Consider the following 3,977-nt stretch of genomic DNA (forward strand, 5'->3'; position numbering starts at 1 on the left):
CATCCACTACCCCGCCTACACCACCGCCCCCCCCCCCGCCCGCGGCCCCCCCCGCCGCGGCCGCCCCCGCCCCCTCCGCGCCGCCCCCCCCCCCGGCCCCGGGGCCGGCGCGGCGCCCCCCCGCCCCCGCCCCCCCCCCCGCGCGCGCCCCCCACCCCCCGCGGCCCCCGCGCCGGCGCGCCGGGCCCCCCCCCCCCCCACGACCCGCCGGCCGCCCCGTCGGCCTCCAGGGCAAGGTCGCTGGAGCACACCCCCGTGGCGGGAAGGTTCAGCTCGACCGCGTCCGCGGCCGCGCGGTCGCCCGCCAGGGCCGCCGCGACGGAGCGCACCTGCTCGTACCCGGTGGCCAGGAGGAACGTCGGGGCGCGGCCGTAGGACTTCATCCCCACGACGTAGAAGCCGTCGTCCGGGTGCGCGAGCACCTGCTCGCCGTGAGGCGGCACGGTGCCGCACGAGTGCTGGTTCGGGTCGATCAGCGGCGCCAGAGCGCTCGGAGCCTCCACGATCGGGTCGAGGTCGAGGCGCACCTCCCGCAGCATGTCCAGGTCGGGGCGGAAGCCGGTCGCGTTGACGATCGCGTGCACGTCCAGGGTCAGCGGCTCGTCCTTCGCCGTCCCGAGCACCCGCACGGTGCCCGCGCCCGGGTCACCCTCCGGCACGAGCTGCTCGATCGACACGCGGGTCAGCAGCCGGAGCCGGCCGGCGTCGACGGCCTCGCGCAGGCAGCTGCCCAAGAGCCCGCGGGCAGGCAGCTCGTCGTCCGTGCCGCCGCCGAAGAGGCGGCGGGCGGAACCGCCCCGGATCGCCCACGTGACGATGGTGCCCGGCGCCGACTCCGACAGCTCCACCAGGCTCAGCAGCGTGTTCGCCGCGGAGTGGCCCATGCCGACCACCAGCGTGTGCCTCCCGGCGAACCGGTCGCGCGACGCCCCCAGCACGTCCGGCAGGGGGCCGGTGACGAAGGGCGCGGCCTCGGCCTCGCCGGCGGCGGGCAGGCCGCTGACGCCGAGCGGGTTCGACGTGGAGAAGGTGCCGGACGCGTCGATCACCGCGCGGGCGAGGACGTCCGTGACGCGCCCGTGGGCGTCGACGGTGCGCACCCGGTACGGCCGGCGCTCGCGGCCGAGGGACCGGGTCTTGTCCGCGCCGTCGCGGGCGACCGCCAGGACCCGGGTGCCGGTCCGCAGGCGCGAGGCGATCGGCGAGGTGGCCGCGAGCGGGGCGAGGTACCCGTCCACGAGCTCGCGGCCCGTCGGCAGGGTGTCGGGGTCGGGCTCCGTCCACCCGGTCGGCGCGAGCAGGCGGCGCGCCGCGGCGTCGACGTCGTACCGCCACGGCGAGAACAGGCGCACGTGCCCCCACGACGCGACCGCCGCGCCGGGGGCCTCCCCCGCCTCCAGCACCAAAGGCTCCAGGCCGCGCTCCAGGAGGTGCGCCGCTGCCGCCAGCCCCACCGGGCCGGCGCCGATCACGACCACCGGCAGCTCGTTCCGAGCAACCTCGCTCATCACCACTCCTCACCTCGGGACCGCCGGTCCCGCCGGGACGTCACATCCGGACGTCGCATCGAGAAACATCGATATGGCGATCTTGGAGCACCTATCGACGAATGTCAATGTGTGGCAGGATCAGGGTATGACGACGCACGCGCCCCTGCCTCTCGCCTCCGTCGACGACGGCTGCTGCACGCCGGCCGTCGCGCGCGCCGTCGAGCCGGACGTGGCCCACGACCTGGCCCGGTCGTTCAAGGCCCTCGCCGACCCGGCGCGCGTGCAGCTCCTGGCCATCGTCGCCGCTCAGCCGGGCGCCGAGGCGTGCGTCTGCGACCTCACCGAGCCGGTCGGCCTCTCCCAGCCGACGGTCAGCCACCACCTGAAGATCCTCGTCGAGGCCGGTCTCCTCGAGCGCGAGCAGCGCGGGCGCTGGGCCTACTTCTCCCTCGTGCCGGACGCCGTCGCCGGTCTCGCCGCGTCACTGTCCTCCGCCGTCCCGACGCCCGTCGGCTGAGGGGGCTACCGCCCGACGGCGTCCTCGCACGGGTCGGACGGTTCGATGAAGACCCGCAGCTCCTCGTCGTAGAGGCCGACCTGCCGCCCGAGCGACGACCCGTCCGCCAGCGGGAAGTACGCCATGAGGATCTGGTAGGAGGACCCTCCGTCGTCGACCTCCCCGGACACGGGGCCACCGATCGTCTCGAACTCCACGTCGGCGTGGGGGTCAACGTCGGACATCGCCTCCAGCTCGGTCCGCAGGCAGACCGGGGGCAGCTCGCCACCCCCGACGACCGCGTCGCTGTCGTCGCTGAGTACGGAGTAGGCGGTGACCTTCGCGAGCTCGTCCGGCGAGGCGTCGGCCACGGCGTGCAGGTACGTGTCGACGACCGCCAGCACTTCCGGCCCTGGGCTCGGCGCAGGAGGCGGTGGAGCGTTGGTGCACCCGGCGGTGAGAAGCACGCCAGCGGACAAGGCCAACCTGCAGACGGTACGGAGACGGTCCATGTGCGCGGATCCTAGGTACGTCCCGCCCCCTGCGCGTCCTGGATTGCAGGATTCGCAACGAGGTCGTGCCGGCGCGCCAGGGCGTCAGCGGCGGACGACGCGGCGCCGGGCGACGAACAGCACGGGCACGAGCAGCAGCGACAGCACCCCGCCGGCGAGCGCCAGGGTGGCGTAGCTCGACCCGGCCACGACCAGGCCGGACATCGCGCCGCCGCCCGCGCCCGCGAGCGCGATGAGGACGTCGACGGTGCCCTGCGTGCGGGCGCGCGTGGCGGGGGTGGTCGCGTCGACGATGAGCGCGGTGCCGGCGATGAGCCCGAAGTTCCAGCCGAGGCCGAGCAGCGCGAGGGCCAGGATCAGCAGGCCCATCGAGTCGGCGGGTGCGGCAGCGCCCGTGATCCCGGCCAGCAGCAGCGTGACGCCGGCCGCCGCGGCCATCGGCACACGTCCCACGCGGTCGACGAGGACGCCCGTGACCAGCGAGGGCAGGAACATCGCGGCCACGTGGACGCCGATGACGAGGCCGACGTCGCCCAGGTCGTGGCCGTGGCCGCGCATGTGCACCGGCGTCATCGTCATGATCGCGACCATCGCCACCTGGGTCACCACCATCACGGTCGCGCCGACGAGCACGCCCGTGGGGACCTCCCGGCGCGCCGGGGCCTCGCCTGCCGCGCCCACCGCGCTGTCCACCGGGCCCGCCGTCGTGCCCGCCGTCGCGCGGTCGGTGCGCGCGAGCTCCTGGGCGACGAGGAACGGGTCAGGACGCAGGAAGCCGAACAGCGTCGCCCCGGCGGCGAGGAAGGCGACCGCCGCGAGGAGGAACGGGCCGGCGAGCGCCGGGAGGCCGAGCGACGTGGCGAGCCCGCCCAGCGGCTCCACGAGGTTGGGCCCCGCGACCGCGCCGAGGGTCGTCGAGACCATGGCGACGCTCGCCGCGGTGGCGCGCCGGTCCGGCGCGGCCAGGTCGGTGCCGGCGTAGCGGGCCTGCAGGTTGGTCGACGTGCCCGCGCCGTAGACGAACAGCGACACCAGCAGCAGCGGGACCGTGTCGAGCGCCGCGGCCGTGACCACGCCGACGGCACCCAGGCCGCCCGCCGCGAAGCCCAGGCCGAGACCGACGCGCCGTCCGGCACGCTGGGTGATCCGCCCGACGAGGAAGGCCGCGAGCGCCGAGCCGAGCGTGAACAGCGCCGTCGGCAGGCCGGCGAGGCCGGCGCCGCCCAGCATCTGCTGCGCGAGGAGCGCGCCGACGGTGACTCCGGCGGCGAGCCCCGCGCCGCCGAGCACCTGGCTCACGACGACGACGGTCAGGGTGCGGCGCTGCAGCACGCGCAGCTCGTCAGGAGAGGGCAGCAACGGAGTCTCCCGTCGGTCGGCGGCACCCGCAGCGTAGCCCGCCCACCCACCGAGCCCCGCCGAACAGGTGGTTGTTCACGTTCTGAGTGTTCAGAACGTGTACAACCACCTGTTCGGCAG

Annotated in this window: 4 protein-coding genes; 1 reads left to right on the plus strand and 3 read right to left on the minus strand. The window is 75.7% G+C overall.

Annotated features, from left to right (window positions below; all coding sequences use genetic code 11):
- A partial coding sequence (locus ACFT55_RS19475; protein WP_380245500.1) for an FAD-dependent oxidoreductase occupies window positions 1-1,508 on the minus strand: 1,508 nt, incomplete at its 3' end.
- 127 nt (window positions 1,509-1,635) lie between these two features.
- Here ACFT55_RS19475 and ACFT55_RS19480 point away from each other — a divergent pair.
- On the plus strand, window positions 1,636-2,007 hold the full coding sequence (locus tag ACFT55_RS19480) for an ArsR/SmtB family transcription factor (RefSeq protein WP_380245501.1): 372 nt from the start codon (window positions 1,636-1,638) through the stop codon (window positions 2,005-2,007).
- A gap of 5 nt (window positions 2,008-2,012) precedes the next feature.
- Here the strand turns inward: ACFT55_RS19480 and ACFT55_RS19485 are convergent, their stop codons facing one another.
- Together ACFT55_RS19485 and ACFT55_RS19490 are read right to left on the minus strand one after the other, a co-directional pair.
- Entirely contained in the window at window positions 2,013-2,390 is a 378-nt protein-coding gene (locus ACFT55_RS19485) for a hypothetical protein (protein WP_380245502.1), read from the minus strand.
- Window positions 2,391-2,582: 192 nt separating this feature from the next.
- Entirely contained in the window at window positions 2,583-3,857 is a 1,275-nt protein-coding gene (locus tag ACFT55_RS19490; RefSeq protein ID WP_380245503.1) for an MFS transporter, read from the minus strand.
- Window positions 3,858-3,977 lie beyond the last annotated feature (120 nt).

The sequence above is a fragment of the Isoptericola sp. NPDC057191 genome (genome assembly GCF_042670225.1).
GTDB lineage: Bacteria > Actinomycetota > Actinomycetes > Actinomycetales > Cellulomonadaceae > Isoptericola.

Bases quoted from the DNA above. Each gene is read 5' to 3' on its own strand.
- ACFT55_RS19480 (WP_380245501.1), top strand. From the start codon at position 1,636: ATGACGACGCACGCGCCCCTGCCTCTCGCCTCCGTCGACGACGGCTGC.